12 protein-coding genes are annotated in these 17038 nt (G+C 40.9%); 11 read left to right on the plus strand and 1 reads right to left on the minus strand.

Annotated elements, in window-relative coordinates:
- Positions 1–7: 7 nt before the first annotated feature.
- From C9414_RS02200 to manA, 10 genes are all read left to right on the plus strand, one after another.
- Entirely contained in the window at positions 8–1024 is a 1017-nt protein-coding gene (locus tag C9414_RS02200; RefSeq protein WP_107162968.1) for a sugar kinase, read from the plus strand.
- Complete coding sequence (locus tag C9414_RS02205; protein WP_107162969.1) at positions 996–1595, plus strand: bifunctional 4-hydroxy-2-oxoglutarate aldolase/2-dehydro-3-deoxy-phosphogluconate aldolase; 600 nt, start codon at positions 996–998, stop codon at positions 1593–1595. The genes C9414_RS02200 and C9414_RS02205 overlap by 29 nt, the downstream gene beginning before the upstream one ends.
- A gap of 120 nt (positions 1596–1715) precedes the next feature.
- Positions 1716–2171 (plus strand): GNAT family N-acetyltransferase, encoded by a 456-nt coding sequence (locus C9414_RS02210; RefSeq protein WP_047201903.1) that lies wholly within the window; start codon positions 1716–1718, stop codon positions 2169–2171.
- A 69-nt stretch (positions 2172–2240) separates the two neighbouring features.
- Positions 2241–3242, plus strand: a complete 1002-nt coding sequence (locus C9414_RS02215) for a sugar-binding protein (protein ID WP_107162970.1) — start codon at positions 2241–2243, stop codon at positions 3240–3242.
- Complete coding sequence (locus C9414_RS02220; protein ID WP_107162971.1) at positions 3239–4681, plus strand: sensor histidine kinase; 1443 nt, start codon at positions 3239–3241, stop codon at positions 4679–4681. Before C9414_RS02215 ends, C9414_RS02220 begins: the two co-directional genes overlap by 4 nt.
- Positions 4675–6093, plus strand: coding sequence for a response regulator (locus C9414_RS02225; protein WP_107162972.1), 1419 nt, complete (start codon positions 4675–4677; stop codon positions 6091–6093). The genes C9414_RS02220 and C9414_RS02225 overlap by 7 nt, the downstream gene beginning before the upstream one ends.
- A 102-nt stretch (positions 6094–6195) precedes the next feature.
- Positions 6196–7461 carry an ABC transporter substrate-binding protein gene (locus tag C9414_RS02230; protein WP_107162973.1) on the plus strand — a complete coding sequence of 422 codons (1266 nt, stop codon included), beginning with the start codon at positions 6196–6198 and terminating at the stop codon, positions 7459–7461.
- Between the two features lie 55 nt (positions 7462–7516).
- Positions 7517–8488, plus strand: coding sequence for a carbohydrate ABC transporter permease (locus tag C9414_RS02235; RefSeq protein WP_181286093.1), 972 nt, complete (start codon positions 7517–7519; stop codon positions 8486–8488).
- Complete coding sequence (locus C9414_RS02240) at positions 8485–9306, plus strand: carbohydrate ABC transporter permease (RefSeq protein ID WP_039181910.1); 822 nt, start codon at positions 8485–8487, stop codon at positions 9304–9306. Before C9414_RS02235 ends, C9414_RS02240 begins: the two co-directional genes overlap by 4 nt.
- A 147-nt stretch (positions 9307–9453) precedes the next feature.
- On the plus strand, positions 9454–10404 hold the full coding sequence (gene manA / locus C9414_RS02245; RefSeq protein WP_039181907.1) for a mannose-6-phosphate isomerase, class I: 951 nt from the start codon (positions 9454–9456) through the stop codon (positions 10402–10404).
- Between the two features lie 65 nt (positions 10405–10469).
- Here manA and C9414_RS02250 read toward each other — a convergent pair whose 3' ends face one another.
- Positions 10470–14084 carry a CDP-glycerol glycerophosphotransferase family protein gene (locus C9414_RS02250; RefSeq protein ID WP_107162974.1) on the minus strand — a complete coding sequence of 1205 codons (3615 nt, stop codon included), beginning with the start codon at positions 14082–14084 and terminating at the stop codon, positions 10470–10472.
- A gap of 323 nt (positions 14085–14407) precedes the next feature.
- Here C9414_RS02250 and C9414_RS02255 point away from each other — a divergent pair, with 323 nt between their 5' ends.
- Entirely contained in the window at positions 14408–17038 is a 2631-nt protein-coding gene (locus C9414_RS02255) for a glucosaminidase domain-containing protein (protein WP_107162975.1), read from the plus strand.

A 17038-nucleotide genomic window follows, 5' to 3' on the forward strand; every position in this document is an offset into this window, starting at 1 on the left:
GAAATGAGTGAAAACATTGGATGCGGTCACATTTGGGGAATCAATGGCGATGTTTTATGCAAAGGAAGTTGGGGAGCTTCATCAAGTGCATACATTCCAAAAGGCGCTTGCTGGTGCAGAAAGTAACGTGGCTGTCGGTTTGGCGAGGCTGGGCTTTCATGTGGGCTGGATGAGCAAAGTCGGAGCAGATTCACTTGGCACATTTATTTTAGAAGAGCTTCAAAAAGAAGGGGTCGATACAAGTGCAGTGCTCCGTTCAAATGATGGGTCTCAAACGGGCATCTTACTTAAATCAAAAGTGATCGATGGAGACCCTGACGTCACGTATTATCGGAAAGGCTCTGCTGCGAGCACAATGAGTCCAAGCGACTTTCCCGTCACTTATTTCAAACAGGCAGGCCACCTTCATATGACTGGTATTCCGCCTGCCCTATCCAGTGAAATGAGAGCGTTTTCTATTCGTGCCCTTCAAGAAATGAAAGCAGCGGGCAAAACCATTTCATTTGATCCGAATCTTCGGCTCCAGCTATGGGAAGAGGAGGAGGACATGATTCAGACCGTGAATCAAATCGCCTCGCAAGTGGATTGGTTTTTTCCAGGTCTTGCAGAAGGGCAAAGGCTCACGGGTTGTCACGAGCCAGAAGAAATTGCAGATGTTTATTTGCAAAAAGGCGTCAAGTTAGTAGTCATTAAGCTAGGGGCAGAAGGTGCCTTTTATAAAAGTGTAGCCGGACAAGGAATTGTGAATGGCTTTTATGTGCAGGATGTCGTAGATACAGTTGGTGCTGGTGATGGATTTGCAGTGGGGGTCATCAGCGGCTTACTTGACGGCTTATCAAATGAAAAATCCGTGACAAGAGGTAATGCGGTTGGGGCACTGGCAGTGATGTCTCCTGGCGATAAGGATGGACTGCCTACCCGGGAGGAGCTTCAAGCTTTTATGAAAGAAGCCAAGCGATATCAAAGGCGGGATTACATGAAAGGGGATGAGAGATATGGGAAAGTCAGCAAGTTTGAGCGTTAAAAAGCAGCTCGCGTCTTGTAAGTTGATCGCAGTGGTGAGAGCGGGTAGTGAAACAGAAGGCATTGAAATGATTGAGCGTTTAAAGAAAAAAGGGGTCCGTGCCATTGAAGTGACGTATACCACGCCAAATGCTGAACGCATCATCGCATCCTTTCAGCAGGAGCAAGACCTCATTGTAGGAGCGGGAACGATTACGACACTGGAGCAGGCACAATCAGCTGTTGAGGCAGGCTCACAGTTTATCGTCAGTCCAGGATATCTTCCTATGATTGGAGAACATCTCTCATTTTACGACACACTCTATGTACCAGGGGTTCTCACCCCAAGTGAAATCATGCAGGCGAAAGCAGATGGCTACGGCTTGCTCAAGCTTTTCCCAAGCGGCTCCTTCGGTTTATCCTATATGAAAAACCTGCAAGGTCCATTTCCAGAGATTGAATTTATTCCTACGGGTGGCATTCATCCAGCTGATGTTCCGAAGTGGCTTCAAGCAGGCGCGGTGGCTGTCGGTGTCGGAAGTCAGCTTGAAAACAGTACAGCAGAGGAATTACAAGCCGTTCTTTCCTCATAAATACTTGAAAAACGAACAAACAATTGGCTCATAGATGCCAGTTGTTTGTTCGGTTATCTGACATAACAGCAGATAACTATTCAACTCTTCACGTACAATGATCGGGAAGGAGTGATGGAAATGTATATTCTACAAGATGAACTTACGGATGGACGAATTGATCAGCTGATTACTGCACATATAGAAGAAATGAAGGTGCATTCGCCGCCCGAAAGCATTCATGCCCTTCCATTAACTGATTTAAAAAAACAGAATGTCACCGTGTGGAGTGTGCGAGATGGAGAGGAGCTTCTTGGCTGCGGAGCGTTAAAGGAGCTGTCAAGTGAACATGGGGAAATCAAATCGATGAGAACTGCAGCCCTCCATATGCGGAAAGGTGTAGCGAGGTATATGCTGAATCATCTTCTCCAAGAGGCAAAACGGCGCGGGTATACACGTGTCAGCTTAGAGACAGGGGCAATGGCTTTCTTTGAACCAGCAAGAAAACTATATGAAAGCGCTGGGTTTCAGTATTGCCCGCCTTTTGGTACATATCAAGAAGATCCAAACAGTTTATTTATGACAAAGGAATTATAGAGGTCGAGAGAGTATGCTTATAAGCAGCTCTTTTTTTTATGCGGAAATAGTGAAAAGGGGGAGGGTACGGTGAAATTATCTAAGTGGATCGGAATGAGCTCATTTCTCACATTTTGTGCGGTCTCTGTCATCTTTTTAACGTTATTAGGTCAAGATTTATTTAAAATTGAAAGCGCTTCCGATAAAACAGCGTCAACGTATCAATACCATTTTGTCCTTGTACCGGAGGAACTTGATAACGAATATTGGCAGCTTGTACAAAAAGGAGCTGCTGATGCGGCAGACGTTCATCATGTGTATCTAGAATATTTGGGCCCAAAGCAAGCGGATGTAGACGATCATCTGAAAACCATCGATATGGCGATCGCTGGGCATGTTGATGGCATTATGACGCAGGGACTTGATGCGAAAAAATACAAACCGCTTTTTCAGAAGGCGAGGGAAAAAGGAATTGATGTCGTCACCGTGGATACGGATGCAGAAGGGAGCAAGCGTCAAGTGTATGTAGGAACGGACAATTACTATTCAGGCTTTATCGCAGGGCAGGCACTCATCGCAGATACAAAAGGTGAACAGTATGTAGGAATTGTCACAGGCAGGCTGGATGCCATTCATCAAAAGCTGCGCGTCAAAGGCTTTCGAGATGCCGTCTCCGCTGAAAAACGCATTCATATTGCTGGAATAGAAGAATCAGCCATTACGAAGTCAGGTGCCTCAGGTGCCGCTTATAAACTATTAAACGATCATGCGAAGCTCACCGCATTTTATGGCACAAGTGCATTAGATGGTGCAGGCATCATTCAAGCAATCGCACAGTATCAATCATCCACTGATTTTTATGTGCTTGCATTTGACACATTGCCTGATACGATTCAGGCGCTTGATGATGGAACGATTGATGCCGTGGTCGTGCAGCATCCTTATGAAATGGGCTATCAAGCGGTTGAATCGCTTGTTCGTTTGCAAAAAGGTGAAAAAGAAGAACCGGTTCAGTACACGGGAACGAGTGTGATCCGGCGCGGGGATCTGCCTCTTCAGCAAACAGACAGAAAGCAGGGGATGCAGCCATGAAAAAGATTCGAAGTAAGCTGTTATTGGCATTTTTAATCCTTGTGCTTCTTGGCAACGTAGCCGCTTTTTTTGTCTACTGGAGCAGTTCAAAAATCACATCAGAATATAGCAGGAGCTTCCGTTCTTTTCTGCTGCTCAATGATATATCGACAGAAGCGAAAACGATGTATGAAAAAGTCAATGCCTATGCCATTGAAAAGGATCGGAAGTTTGCTAAAGAATATCTTACGTCAAAACAGAAAATGAAATCCTACGATCAAGCGTTGCGAAAGGATGCCGGGCTTCATGCTGCGATTCCTTCTATTGAAAAATATCAATATATGATACGGACGCTCATCAATGAAAGTGATGCGACCATGACACATGTAAAAGAAGGGAAAATCGAAGAATATGCTGCAAGTGTGAAGGAAGTGAGAACCATCTCCTCCTATATACAAGAGCAGACGATGACCCTGCTTGATGATGAATTATCTGAATATCAAGTACTCTATCAATCTCTTCAAAAAAGGCATCATACCTATGCGCTCTTTACCTTGTGCCTGTTTACGTTATCAATCGGGGTCGCATTATGGATGGCTTATATGATTGCTGGCGGGATATCAAGACCCATCGTTCATCTGTCCCGAAGCGTAAAAGAAGTATCAGAAGGAAATTTTGATGGAGCGAATTTGCATGTCACCTCAAAGGATGAAATTTCTGTTTTAAATGAAGCCTTTCAGCGTATGCGGCAAGAGATGAAAATGATGATTGAAGAGATCAAACAAAAGGCAGCATTGGATCAAAAAATCAAAGACATGAAGCTAAAAACGCTGCAAAACCAAATGAACCCGCATTTTTTATTTAACACATTAAACATCGTTTCGCGGATGGCTTACTTAGAATCAGCGGAAGCCACATCGAGATTGATTCAATCCGTTTCCACGCTGATGCGGTATTCGCTGTCTGCTCTGAGTACATCCGTTACATTGGAACAAGAAGTGAAAGTGGTAAAAGAGTATTTTCATATACAAGAAACGAGATTTGCCGATCGTATTACGTGCAAAACGTCCATCGATGAATCGTGTTTATCTGTACATATCCCAAGTCTCACCTTACAGCCGCTTGTCGAAAATGCCTTCATTCATGGCGTCGAACCAAAGGAGGAAGAGGGACTTGTCGAGCTCTCAATCTATCAAGAAGGCGGCTATGTGATGATTCGGATTCGGGATAATGGGATGGGCATCAATGAATTGGAGAAAAGAAGATTGCTGTCAGAAAAAGAAGAGGAAGATCCGAACATCCTGAGTAAAGGCCACTCAACAGGAATTGGTCTTCGAAATGTGATGTCAAGACTACGTTTGTTTTACGGGGTGCAAAATGCTCTTCAAATTGATTCAAAGCCAAACGAAGGCACCACCATACAATTGGCTATTCCGATGAAGGAGGGACCGGCATGCTGAACGTACTGATTGTCGATGATGAAAAAATAGAACGACTAGCGATGCGGAAGTTCTTAACCGAATGGGTTCCAGAGTGTCATATAGCAGGAGAAGCGGAAAATGGAAAGAAGGCAGTTGAATTCGTGCGATCTGAGCCCATTCATCTTGTGCTCATGGATATCCAGATGCCTGGCATGGATGGACTGACGGCGATCAAACAGATCAAAGCAAGCAGTCCTCATACAAAATTCATTATGCTGACAGCCTACGATACATTCGATTACGCCAAGCAAGCGATGCAAGAAGGGGTGAAACAATACCTGGTCAAACCAGCTGATAAAGACGAAACCATCGCAGCCATTCGATTTGTAGCAGCAGAAATAAAGCAGGAGGCGTCTCAGCGGCAGGCGGCAGCGGCCGATCAGCAGTCAAAGTGGCTTGAAGCCCATATCATGAACGGTCAATCCTATACCTCCATGGAGTTTCAACAACTATTTTCAGAATATGAAGCAGGTCTTATCATCGCGGTGCAGCGGACGGGCGGGAATCAACTGTTGGACGATTTACTGAAATCTGCACAATTTCATACGGTGCCTATTCAGATGGGGGGTGAACTGTTTACATGCTTCATTTATAGTCAGCAAGGGCCAGGTCAGCTTAAGGCAGAGGTGCTGCAAGCCATTCGAGCTGCCATGACAAACGGTCAGCCTTCACCTGTCGTTGGCATAGGGCACCCAGTCTCAAACCCGCTTCATCTTCAGAAAAGTGCAGCAGAGGCGAAGCTTTCCTATTATCACCGAAAAAAGAGTGGCGGCGTTGTTCGTTATGGCTTTTACCAAACAGACATAAAGCCCGGTCCATTGATTCATCTGCCAGACCTTGCGGATAGCATGATGCAGGCGCTCGAGGAAGGGAGAAGAGAGGATGCGCTGGCTTTATTTGATGCCTTTCAATTAGAGGGGGCGACGATTTCACAAGTAAAGGAACTGCTGATTCTCTTCAAATCACGTCTCCGTACAGATCTATCGATATTGACAATCAGCACCGCAGCTGAATGCCGTCAGTGCTGTGAACACCTATTTGACGTGTACGAAGCGAGAACCCAGACTATCAATGACATTGAGCGGGCAAAACGTTACATCAAAACGCATTATTGTGAACAGATCACACTTGAGCAAACGGCCGCTTATGTTGATTTAAGTCCAACCTATTTCACAAAACGATTTAAAGACGAGGCGGGTCTGACATTTAAAGAGTATGTGACAAACTGCCGGCTGGATAAAATCAAAAAGCTCCTCAAAGACAGCTCACTTAGCTTAAAAGAAATTACCTATCAAGCAGGATATACAGATCCTAATTACGTCAGCCGTGTGTTTAAGAAGATGGTTGGCTGTTCACCGAAGGAATATCGAAAACAAGTCGTAAAAAAATGAAGAATTTCATAAAAAAGTGAAGAAGTTTGCCTGAAAAAAAGCAAGGATCTTCCATTATACTTATTTTGATAACGCTTACAAAATAGGGATGGGGGATCAATTATGAAGGTCAAATTAGGCTTTACACTGCTTGCACTCTGTATGCTTATCGTCACTGCCTGCAGTTCATCGACGAACTCAGAGGCAAAAAAAGAAGGCGGAACGGAAAAGCTCGAGATTTTCTCTTGGTGGACAGGAGCGGGTGAGGAAGACGGGCTGAAGGCACTCATCCAATTGTTTGAAGAGAAAAATAAAGACATTCCAATTGAAAATGCAGCCGTCGCAGGTGGTGCTGGTACGAATGCAAAGGCTGTTCTGACTAGCCGTATGCAGGGGAATGATCCGCCTGCTACGTTTCAAGTGCATGGCGGGGCGGAGCTGAATGAGAGCTGGGTCGCGGCAGGTAAAATGGAGCCGCTGGATGATTTATATGAAAAAGAAGGCTGGAAAGACAAATTTCCAGAATCACTGATTGATCTTGTCAGCAAAGATGGAAAAATCTATTCGGTGCCAGTGAACATTCACAGGGGCAATGTGCTTTGGTATAACAAGAAGGTATTTGATGATGCAGGCTTAGAGCCGCCAGCGACATTTGATGAATTTTTCAAAACAGCAGATGCATTAAAGAAAAAAGGGATCACACCACTTGCGCTTGGAGATAAGGAGCCTTGGGCAGCGACTCATTTGTTTGAAAGTGTTTTGCTGGGTGTATTAGGTGCAGATGGTTATCAAAAACTTTGGGCTGGCGACATGAAAATGGATGACCCAAAAGTGAAGGAAGCGGCAGACATCTTTGGGCGCATGCTCGAATACGTCAATGATGATCACAGCTCACGTAACTGGCAGGATGCCTCACAGCTCGTGGCAAAAGGCGAAGCTGCAATGAATGTCATGGGTGACTGGGCGAAGGGGTACTTTGTGAATGATCTTGATTTGAAGGTGAATCAAGACTTTGGATACACGGCGACTCCTGAAACGGAAGGAAGCTTTATGGTGATCACCGATACATTTGGACTGCCAAAGGGTGTGAAACAACCAGAAAACGTGAAGAAATTCTTATCTGTTTTAGGATCTGTGGAAGGACAGGATGCGTTTAATCCGCTAAAAGGATCGATTCCAGCACGTGTGGATGCAGACGTATCAAAATATGATGAATACGGAAAATCGGCGATGAAGGCATTTAAAGAGTCAAAGCTGGCGCCGTCTCTTGCTCATGGCTCAGCTGCTGAAGAAGGGTTTGTGACGAAAGCGAATCAAGCCGTCAATATCTTCGTGACACAAAAAGACAGCACCCAGTTTGTATCATCTTTAAAAGATGCAATGAAATAAAGACGAAAGAGGCGGCGGCTAGGCACCGCCTCTTTTTTAAAAGGAGTGTAGCTTCATGCGCATGGACACATCGCCGATGACAAAAACATCTATGCCCAAGGTCAAACGTATGCGGAAAAAATGGAATGGAGACCAGCTGCTGGCGCTGCTCTTTTTAGCCCCGTCAGCGGTTTTATTATTCATCTTTGTTTACGGCTTTATTGGCTGGACAGGATATGTGTCATTATCAAACTGGACCACGCTTGTTCCTGATTTCTCTTTTGCAGGTCTTCGCAATTATGCCATGCTGTTTCAAGATTTCCGCTTTCAGTCAGATCTTCGAAACACGGTCTTTTTTACTCTATTTTTTATTGGAGCTGTCATTGTCTCTGGTCTTGCACTTGCGATTTTACTAGATCAGAAGATCAAGGGGGAATCTCTTTTTCGGAATTTATTCTTCTTTCCGATGGCCCTTTCCTTCGTTGTCACAGGCGTTGTATGGCAATGGATTTTAAACCCGTCAACAGGGGTGAATTTATTTTTGAAAACGCTCGGTATCCAGCCTAAATGGTACACGGATACGAACATTTTGACCGGATTTGTCTGGGGGAAAATTGAGTTTGGTGTACCTGCGGCCATGATTGCCGTCGTGATTGCAGCTGTTTGGCAAATGACAGGCTTCTCTCTGGCGATGTATTTGGCGGGTCTGCGAGGAATTCCAGAAGAAGTAAGAGAGGCTGCTAGAATGGATGGTGCATCGGAGTGGCAGATTTACTGGAAAATCATTTTTCCTCTTTTAAAACCGATTACTGCAAGTGTTGTTATCATCATGGCTCATATTTCATTAAAGATTTTCGATTTGATTTACTCGATGACAGGACCGGGTGCGAACTTTGTCACAGATGTCCCGGGCGTGTATATGTTTGAAATGACCTTTAGAGGAAACCATTATGCAGGCGGTGCCGCCATTGCGATTGTCATGCTGATCTCTGTTGCGGTCTTTATCGTGCCATACCTCCTGTCGAGCCGGAAGGGGGCTTCATCATGACAGCCAGATGGTTTGTCCGACCAGTTCTTTATGCTTTATTGATTTTGTGCAGTCTCTTTTTTTTGATGCCAGTTTATGTCATGCTCGTCACAAGCTTGAAGCCATTAGGTGAAGTCACCCTTGAACGAATGTGGTCGCTGCCATCCACAATCGATTTTTCAAGCTATCAGATCGCGTTTGAAAAGCTGGCGCCTAATTTAATGAATTCTCTTTATCTAGTCATTCCTGCTACTTTATTGTCCGCTGTTTTAGGTGCAATGAATGGCTATGTCCTATCAAAATGGCGTTTCAAAGGATCAGAAGTCGTCTTTACGCTGATGCTGTTTGGGATGTTTATTCCATATCAAAGTATTCTAATTCCACTTATTCAATTTTTGCGTGAAGTCGGATTGTATAATTCAATTCCAGGGCTTGTGCTTGTCCATGTCGTATACGGACTTCCGATCACAACGCTCATGTTCCGAAATTTCTATGTGAGCATCCCAGATGAAATGATTGAATCGGCGAAAATGGATGGCGCAGGGTTTATCGGGATTTTCAGATATATGATTCTTCCGCTTTCGATCACAGGATTTGTTGTGGTGGCCATTTGGCAGTTCACAAATGTGTGGAATGAATTCTTATTTGCAGTCACGATGACCACTGCGGAGCATCAGCCGGTGATGGTTGCCTTGCAAAATCTATCAGGCAGTCAAATTGTGCAATGGAACGTCCAAATGGCAGGGGCGATATTGGCTGCGCTGCCGACACTACTCGTCTATATTCTTCTTGGAAAATACTTTGTCAAAGGGCTTCTTGCAGGCTCTGTCAAAGGGTAAAACAATTTTTGTGTTATCGTTTTCATTCGGTGTACTGAAAGGATTGACTTCTCTTTAGATAGCGTCATAATAAAAGTTGAGACTTACTAGTTTTCATCAAGCTAGGTAAGGATTATCAAAGGGTAGCAAAGGGAGGAGTCATCCTGAATGAAGCAGTCACCAATTTTTTTACTGCCTGAATTGAAGGAAAGAATATGGGGAGGTACAGCCTTAAGGGATCAATTTGGCTACGATATTCCTTCTGATCAAACGGGAGAATGCTGGGCAATTTCTGCTCATCCAAACGGACCAAGTGTCGTGCAAGACGGTCCATATAAAGGGAAAACGCTGATCGAACTTTGGGACAATCATAGAGAATTGTTCGGGGGGATAGAAGGCGATCGCTTCCCGCTGTTAACCAAAATTTTAGATGCAAACCAAGACTTGTCCGTTCAAGTACATCCAGATGATGATTATGCGGAAAGACATGAAAATGGCGAGCTTGGAAAAACAGAGTGCTGGTATATCATTGACTGCAAAGAAGGAGCGGAAATGATCTATGGGCACAATGCAAGAACAAGAACTGAGCTTGTCACCATGATGAATAGCGGAGATTGGGAGGGTCTTTTGCGACGGGTGAAAATTAAGCCTGGTGATTTTTATTATGTGCCAAGCGGTACCATTCATGCACTTTGCGAAGGAACGCTTGTCCTTGAAACGCAGCAAAGCTCAGATACAACCTATCGCGTATATGATTATGAACGAAAAGACCAGGATGGTAACGAACGTGAACTTCATTTTGCACAAGCAATTGATGTCACGACGGTTCCTCATGTAGACGGTTATGCAGATGAATCAGTTGAAACACGCCGAGGAGTGACCATTCGTACATTTGTCGAAGCAGAATACTTCTCTGTGTATAAATGGGAAATTGATCAAAAAGTAGAGCTTTCGCAGGATTATCCGTTTTTGCTATGCAGTGTGATTAATGGAGAAGGGTCTTTAGAGCATGACGGAAACACATATCCATTGCCAAAGGGCGCTCATTTTATTCTGCCGGCTGAAACAGGAAGCTTCTCAATTGAAGGATCTTGTGAACTGATTGTGTCGCATATATAAAAATGAAAAGACTTTCAAGCATAAATAACAGCTTGAAAGTCTTTTTTATTACAAATATAGAAAGGTTAGTTTAGAACTTTATAAAAAGTGTCCATTGCTTTTTTATTATACTCTTTATAATTGAATGGAGCATAAGAAGTGTGTGTCTGAGAGCTAAAGTTGTTTAAACCTTCTATAAGCCCATCAATACTATTATTGACTAGATCCCCGTATTTACCATTCTCTAAAACAGTCCTATTGGCAACGATATCTGTCGCTAAAATATCCATTCCTAGTGTCATTGCTTCTAAAAGGACCATTGGCTGCCCTTCATAATGTGAAGATAAAACAAAGCAATTACACATTTTTAGGATGGTAAATGGGTTTTCAACTTGGCCTACTAAGAATACATGGTTTTGCAATTCAAATTGTTCTATTAACATTTGAAGGTCATTCTTTAATGGACCGTCACCGAGAATATATAGCCTGCTATTTGCATTTGTTTCGACATGTTGCTTAAACGCAGTGATTAAATTATCTTGCCCTTTCTCTGGCGATAAGCGTCCCATATTAACAAAATTATAGTGATGTTTTGATGGATAAGGAACAAACTCATTTCCTATCTGGAAACCGCGAATTTCGATGATTTCAAGTGTTTTTTTATCTACCCAGCCTATTTTTTCATTATTGAGCTCTATTGCACAGTATGTTGATATAGGTGTGGTGACCTCTTCAGTGACATCAACTTCTTTTTGATTATATAGATAATAATCTTCCACGACTTGAAACCGTGTATTTTCATTTGTTTTATTATAAATTTTAAACTCATTCAAATGAAGCAATGCAGAATAACTCACTTCTTTACGATTTAAAATAGATTGAGGGTCTAATGTTTTAAATGCTTTTACATTTAACCACCCAATTACTTTTCCATCTACAGAAAACTGGTAATAGGTCGATGTGTTCGTTTTATGACTCTTGGTTACAGTTACGATAGCATCTTTATATAAATCAGCGCTGCAGACTTCAGTATAACCAAAATTTGGATACGCTTTAGACCATACTTTATGATTTTCTGTATGAATAATCTTCATTTGCTTGTTTAAATTTCTTTCTAAAAGTGTTCTATTATTCAAAGAGTGAATAAATTCTTCATGTTTATGGTAATTTTCAGTTAATAATGTGTGCTTTTCTTTTTCGATCAATGCTTGTTTATCTTCAGGAAGAGCACTATTAACTTCGTAATTTTTCAGTATTTTTAGTGCTGAGGAATCTATCCAGCCAATTAGTTGTTTATTAATATAAAATCTGCTATAGACGGAACGTTCAGTTCTAGCTTCTTTATCTATTTCCACAATAATATTCTTATATGGATGGCTAGAAGAAACCTTTTTAATCCCCTTCGTTTTATAGGGTTTTGTCCAAATATCATTGTGCTTAGGAGATGCAATCACTGCTAGCTTATGAACTTCTTCTTCACATATAATGCTATCTGGTAGAATCTTAAACGCTTCTTTATTTAACCATCCCACCACATGATCTTCATAAGTGAATTTATATAAAACTTCGTTTTGTTTTGTTACAGCTTTTCTTGTAATCATGACCACTTTATTTTCAAATTCTTTAGCTGAAAAAGTGGAGGGATTACTTTCAACTAATGTAGGGAGTATTTTATCGTGTTTACTGCTTAAAATTTTCGCCCTGGATTTAAAAGGTTTGTTCGATATGATTAAGCTTGTATCTTCTTCTTCACTAGAAGTTAATTCTGTTCCTAAAATTTTGTCTGGGTTAATAGAGTTCATTACATAATCAAATTTACTTTCTTCTGCATATTGAGATAAATTCTGTTTGTTTAACTCCATCGTCCCTTTAGAGACACTCACTAACTTATCGAATTTATGATATATGGTGAATAAACCTCTCAGATTAATTCTATGAGGTTTCTTACCGTTAATCGTCCTTTCGCTATCTGAGAGAAGATCATTATGCATAAAACATATTTTTGTTTTCGCATCTGCAGAAACGAGATATTTAGCCCAGTATAAGCTATAGCCACTAAAATCAATCACATGATCAAAAGTGGATTTTCCGAATAGGCGCTTGAATTCTCTGGAATAAGCTTCTTGTGGATAGAGTCTTTTTTCTAGTTTCCCTTTTGCTCCGCGATTATGAATTAATTTATCTTTATAAACTTCTTGCAGAGTATATACAGGTAAGCCTGGCTTGAAGATAAATCTGACATTTTTATTGACTTTTGCAATATTATTTAATACTTCTTTTGAGTTTGGTGTACTCATATAACAACTCACATCATATTTATCATAATCAATATTTTGAGTTAAGTTAATGAAAGAGGAAGTAATACCATTATTTTTCATACCTCCTGGATATATCAATATCTTTTCTTTCACTTTATTATGAGTATCGATGCAGCGAACGGTTTCAGTCTCATTATTGAAGATAGCCTCAACTACTCTTTCAGTCACTTTACCATCGTCGTACTTTGTGAAGTCATGTTTAAACTGCTCATACTTGGTTTTGAATTCTAAATTTATTTCCTTTATTCGACCAATTGATTCTGCCAAATCTCTTATATTATAGACACGAGGTCCTGGAAGGTTTTCAAGATTAAAATACATTCCCCGTTCTTCGTTATATTCATCTGCGTCCCACATATAAAATAGGACTGGTTTATTTGTAACTAAAAAATCAAAGAATATACTCGAATAGTCAGTGATCAATAAATCGGTCGCACTTAAAAGCACATTTGTATCAATAAAATCCGGTATGAGCCGGCCTTGTAATTCCGTTGATCGACTTGCTTGGTGATAAAGAAATGGATGAAGCTTAAGAAGAATATTAAATTCTTGACCGCATCGTTCTTGTAAGTAATTCAGGTCAGAAGTGATCTGAGTTAAATTATTTTTAACCTTACCAACATTCGTCCCTTTCCATGTCGGTGCATATACAATAGTTTTTTTCTCTAAAGATAGGCTAACTCCAAAAGATTGAAGATTTTTTTTAAATGCGAGAGGATCAGTATTTAATGTTAGATCAATTCTTGGATATCCTTCTTCTATTACTTTCCCTGAAAAAATGTGTTTCAACTTATAACTATTTAAGAACATGCTTGTTGTATGTTCATTTGGGCTAATAAGATAGTCTGAGCTTAAAAAATTTCTTAATACGTTCTGAGAATGTGCAGGATTTCCTGGGATATCAAAGCCCATATACTTTAATGGTGTACCATGCCACGTATTAATATAGACTTGCTCTTCTTTACATATAAAAAAAGGTTGGAAAGTAGAGTTATTGATTAAATATTTTGCAGTGGCTAAATATTTCAAATAATCTTTAGAGTTCCTTTTAACAAAAATCACGTTTTTGTCATCTCTATACTTACTTAAAATTGGTTCTAATGTTTCAAAGTCTTCAATAGACCAAATATGAGTATAGTCTTTAAAATTTGGCTGATGAAGCAAATATTCAAAAATGGCTAAAGGACTATCGGTCATGCTTTTTCCATCTCTAGATTCATAAAGTACGGTTTTATCAACAACATCAAGATGTTGATAATAGTATGCATATAGGTTATTCCTTTGGTGTCTTTTATCTTTAATAAAATTCCTTAAAGGGTCTTTTAGAAAGTTTATTTTCCTTTTTAAAATCTTTTTGTTCCTTTTTATGATCTTTTTATTCATGATTGTGACTCCTTTTAACATTCCTTTTTAAAAAGTCAAAAATTTGTTGTGATATACAGACAAGTGAATTTAAAAATTTCGATAAAAAAATACAAATGATGCTATATGATACCATATCTTTAAAGAGAAATTAATATGATACTAAATCTTTAATGGAAATTTAAGATGATGAAATGATATTTAGGTGAAAAATATCCTGAATATGTCATTCTTCATAGATAGATATAAATATAATGAGTCTTTTGTTGTTAAAATAATTAGGTGATTCTGTCGATAAAGAGATTAGTAGACTATTATGCAAAGTTAAGAGAGGGACAGGGAACATGAAAAAAACCATCAAGATTATGTTACTCGCAGCTGCCTTTGGTATGACATTACACACGGGTAAAGAAGCGCAAGCAGCCTCCTATGTCGACCAATCCATTTATACGATGAACACCACAAAGGTATTTACAACAGAAGCAGAAGTGAAAAAAGCAGTGGAAACACTGAAGAAGGACAAAAAGTGGACAGCCACTTACCAAACCTCAGGAAATATGTCGAGCTATCAGCTCACTGCCTCAGGATATGAGTCACAAGCAGCAGCGAGTGCAAGTGCAGCTGCATTAAAAAAAGAGGTGGGCATGAGCGGTACGGTGTCTCCAGTAGGTGACCGCCTTCCTTTACAAAAGGTCGTATCTGACCCAGTCAATGATGAAAGTCAGGCGAAAAAGCTCTCACTTGAGCTAACAAAAACATCTGGGCTCAATAGCTCCTATGAAGTTATCAATCAAAGCAGGCCTTCTTATCAGGTCATATCAGGAACCATTGATTCTGAAACGAAAGTGAAAAATATTCAAACCGAGTTGCAAAAGCAGGCAGGCGTCACCAGTACATACCAAACCGAAAACAAAGCTGGCACTGTATATCAGCTGATTTCAAGTGGTATTGTTGGACAAAGTAAGGCGAATACCATTCTGCAAGGTTTTCAGAAGGCATCCGGTTTAAAACCAGTGCTTCAAACGGTAACAGCGGGTAAGCCGTATTACATCGTCACATCCGCTGCACAAGCGAACCAGTCGAAAGCACAGACACTCCTTACTCAGCTGCAAAAAGAAGCAAAAATCAGCGGGAAGATTCAAAAGACAGGTGCCTTAAAAAATGTCTACAGCTTGGAATCAGGCTATTTCAAAGACAACAAACAAGCAGCTTCAGCTGCGGCTCAAATTAAGAAGCAAACCGGTGCTGCAGGTACTGTGCAGCGAGTGGGAAAAACAAAAAATTATATCGTAAAGCTCAATCAATTAAACGATACAGCTTACGCAAAAACGATAGCTTTTTTCAAGAAAAAGAAATGGCGCTACACATCTAAAAAGATTTCTTCTACACAGCCATATCAAGTAGTGACGGGGAATCTTTTAGGAGATGATCAAGCGAAAAAAGCAGCGGCTTTCTTCCAAAAGAAAAAAGTATCTGCGACAACGAAAAAAACAGGCAAGGTATCAGACAGCACATATCGACTCGTCGTCAATCAAGCAGCGGACCAAGCGAAAGTGAATAAAGGTGCCGCATACTTAAAAACGCAGAAGGTGACAAGCAGCATCAAGACAAGTAAGGGACAGGCTGTCAGCAAAACATATAGTCTTAAGACAACACCTGTATATGAACAAACTAAAGTGAAGCAGGCTCAAGAGATCATCAAGAAAAATGGCATTGCCAGCAGTACAAAAACGCTGACTGAAGCGGTCAAGCAATACCGTATCACGACAGAGCCGACAGTGAATCAGACAAAACTGAATCAAGCACTCAGCTATTTGACGAAACAAAAAATGAAGGCTGCTGCACAAAAAACAGGCGCAGTCGATTATGCTCAATATCAGATCAAAACAGGTGCCATCTCAACAGCTGCACTGCGTGACCAAGGCATGGCATTTTTCAAAAAACGGAATGAAACCGCTGTGTATACAACAACAACGAAACCAACTTACAAAATTAACATTACGCAGCAATTTACAGGATTACCAACTGTAAATGAAGCCATTGCATTTGTGAAAAGCCAATATGGCTGGACTGCCACAGCCGTAAAAATTAAAAATGGCCCAATGGTCATGCAAACGAACTACAACCTCACTGTCAATGAGATGGTAAACAAACAAATGAAGGTGTCACCCCAAACAGATGGTGCGGCCTATGTCTATGCATCATATGTAGACCAAGCAACATCGACAGTGAATACGGATGGCTTAAATGTCCGTTCTACACCTGATTCGAGCTCTGCAAGCAACATTGTGGCACAGCTGAATAAAGGAGCAAAAGTGAAACAGCTTGGAAAAGAAGGAAACTGGATCAGGATCAACCTCGGCTGGAGAAATGCAAGTGCAGCAGAGGTGCAAAAATATGTAGATCCAGCCAATATTGCAGAAGGCACGCAATCTTATTTTCAATTTCTGAAACTCTCGGAAGCTGCGAATCTCAATCCGGCAGAGGTCAATACAAAGATTTTAGCAGGCAAAGGGATTCTTGCTGGTAAAGGACAAGCCTTTATTACAGCAGCAAAAACGTATCATATCAACGAAATTTATCTTATTTCTCATGCGTTGCTTGAAACGGGTAACGGAAGTTCCATTTTAGCGAATGGTACAATGTTTAATGGAAAGAAAGTATATAACATGTATGGCATTGGCGCATATGACAGCAATCCGAATTATCTCGGTGCAAAGTATGCGTATGAACAGCAATGGTTCACACCAGAGGCTGCGATTATTGGCGGGGCAAAATTCATTGGCAACAGCTACATCAATAATGCGACATACAAACAAGATACGATTTATAAAATGCGCTGGTCTGCTACAGCAACTCATCAATATGCAACAGATATTGGCTGGGCTTCTAAGCAAGTCACTCGTATGTATAGTTTGTATAACCTGCTTGATGACTATACGCTTTATTACGATATCCCGGTGTATAACAAATAA

Origin of the sequence: Bacillus sp. Nf3, assembly GCF_003028545.1 — a bacterium.
Lineage (GTDB): Bacteria > Bacillota > Bacilli > Bacillales > Bacillaceae > Bacillus > Bacillus safensis.

Bases quoted from the DNA above. Each gene is read 5' to 3' on its own strand.
- C9414_RS02205 (WP_107162969.1), top strand. From the start codon at position 996: ATGGGAAAGTCAGCAAGTTTGAGCGTTAAAAAGCAGCTCGCGTCTTGT.
- C9414_RS02210 (WP_047201903.1), top strand. From the start codon at position 1,716: ATGTATATTCTACAAGATGAACTTACGGATGGACGAATTGATCAGCTG.
- C9414_RS02220 (WP_107162971.1), top strand. From the start codon at position 3,239: ATGAAAAAGATTCGAAGTAAGCTGTTATTGGCATTTTTAATCCTTGTG.
- C9414_RS02225 (WP_107162972.1), top strand. From the start codon at position 4,675: ATGCTGAACGTACTGATTGTCGATGATGAAAAAATAGAACGACTAGCG.
- C9414_RS02230 (WP_107162973.1), top strand. From the start codon at position 6,196: ATGAAGGTCAAATTAGGCTTTACACTGCTTGCACTCTGTATGCTTATC.
- C9414_RS02235 (WP_181286093.1), top strand. From the start codon at position 7,517: ATGCGCATGGACACATCGCCGATGACAAAAACATCTATGCCCAAGGTC.
- C9414_RS02240 (WP_039181910.1), top strand. From the start codon at position 8,485: ATGACAGCCAGATGGTTTGTCCGACCAGTTCTTTATGCTTTATTGATT.
- manA (WP_039181907.1), top strand. From the start codon at position 9,454: ATGAAGCAGTCACCAATTTTTTTACTGCCTGAATTGAAGGAAAGAATA.
- C9414_RS02250 (WP_107162974.1), bottom strand. From the start codon at position 14,084: ATGAATAAAAAGATCATAAAAAGGAACAAAAAGATTTTAAAAAGGAAA.
- C9414_RS02255 (WP_107162975.1), top strand. From the start codon at position 14,408: ATGAAAAAAACCATCAAGATTATGTTACTCGCAGCTGCCTTTGGTATG.